The organism is Staphylococcus sp. HMSC14D10 (assembly GCF_001808125.1).
GTDB classification, from domain to species: domain Bacteria; phylum Bacillota; class Bacilli; order Staphylococcales; family Staphylococcaceae; genus Staphylococcus; species Staphylococcus haemolyticus.
Map to the genome: position 1 here is coordinate 1,195 of NZ_KV792269.1, position 1,177 is coordinate 2,371.

At 53.0% G+C, this 1,177-nt stretch carries 1 protein-coding gene; it reads right to left on the reverse strand.

Going from position 1 to position 1,177, the window contains the following annotated elements; all coding sequences use genetic code 11:
* Nucleotides 1-30 precede the first annotated feature (30 nt).
* Complete coding sequence (locus tag HMPREF3134_RS10215; protein WP_032685503.1) at nucleotides 31-1,098, reverse strand: IS630-like element ISPsy32 family transposase; 1,068 nt, start codon at nucleotides 1,096-1,098, stop codon at nucleotides 31-33.
* Nucleotides 1,099-1,177: the final 79 nt, after the last annotated feature.

Sequence of the window (1,177 nt, forward strand, 5' to 3'; positions counted from 1 at the left end):
GCTAGTGTACCGTCTCAAAATTAACTTCTCTCATGCCTGCGTGGTCATTGCCGCGCGGGCTCGCTGTATTTTGTTCAAAATATCTTCTCCCTTAGCGTTCCAAACGTAGCGAGTCGGCTGGGCATTTCGCAGTGCCAGAAATGTGGTGATTGAGCTTTCCAATTCGCGAATCGAGCTGAAACTACCGTCGCGCAGGTATACCGTGATGTCACGAAAGAAGCGCTCAACCATGTTCATCCACGAACTTGAGGTCGGGGTGAAATGCATATGGAAGCGCTTGTGCTTTTCGAGCCAGGCCTTCACTTTCGGATGTTTGTGCGTGGCGTAGTTGTCGACGATCAGGTGCAATTGAAGGTGCTTGGGCGTTTCCCTATTGATTTTCTTTAGGAAGTCCAGCCACTCCTGATGCCGGTGTTGGCGCTCGATAGAACTGATCAACTTCCCCTCAAGGTAATCGAGCGCAGTGAACAGGGTCACGGTGCCATGGCGAATGTAATCGTGCGATTGCGTGCGGATATGGCCGATGCCCAGAGGCAGTCCCGGCTGGGTACGCTCCAAGGCCTGAACCTGACTTTTTTCATCGCAGCACAGCACCAGTGCCTTGTCTGGCGGGTCCAGATACAACCCGATGACGTCCCAGAATTTCTCTTCGAAGTTGGGATCGTTGGACAGCTTGAACGTACGAGTCAGGTGCGGCTTTATGTCATTGGCAGCCCATATACGCTGGACGCTGGCCGGAGAAATACCCGCGACTTGCGCCATGCTTCGGCAGCTCCAGCGAGGCTGGCCAATACGAGGTTGAACCACTTTTTCAAGCACTCGAGCCATAGCGTCTGGCGGCAAGAATGACTTACGTCCGCGGCCAGGCTTATCGATCAAACCGTCTAGTCCCTGTTCTTGAAAACGCTTGCACCAAAGAGTGACTGAGCGAAGAGAGAATCCAACCAGGCGGGCTATTTCAACCCTTGAACAACCTTGAGCAGCTAACAGGATGACCCTCGCGCGGCGACCGTCACGCTGACTGATGGTGGCTGATCGTGTGCGACGGCTCAGTTCGGCGCTTTCTTCAGGACTCAGGACGATATCTTGGGCGCTCATTTCTTCGCCTCCAACGGTGTAATCAACGAGCAAGCATAGACGATTTTACAGAGCATTTATTTTTGAGACAGTACACTAG